Raw genomic sequence first — 254 nt, forward strand, 5'->3', positions numbered from 1 at the left:
GTCGTCGCGGCAGAACCCGTTCATCCGCTTCGAGTACGAGAAGAAGCTGCACAACATCGCAGTGGTCGCCGACAGGATTTCGAAGAAGTACGAGCGCCAGATCTTCAACGATTTCAGCATCAGCGTGCAGCCGGGCGAGCGTATCGCGATCATCGGCGAGAACGGTGCGGGTAAGACCACGCTGCTGCGCTCGCTGCTCGGCAAGCTCACGCTCGATCACGGCACGGTGAAGTGGGCTGAAAACGCGAATGCCG

Annotated in this window: 1 protein-coding gene; it reads left to right on the forward strand. The window is 60.2% G+C overall.

What is annotated here, in order from left to right; translation table 11 throughout:
• The coding region (locus SB764_RS42560) for an ATP-binding cassette domain-containing protein (protein ID WP_410867115.1) at window positions 1-254 on the forward strand (254 nt) is incomplete at both ends.

Source organism: Paraburkholderia sp. SIMBA_027, assembly GCF_046535315.1.
Taxonomy (GTDB): domain Bacteria; phylum Pseudomonadota; class Gammaproteobacteria; order Burkholderiales; family Burkholderiaceae; genus Paraburkholderia; species Paraburkholderia tropica.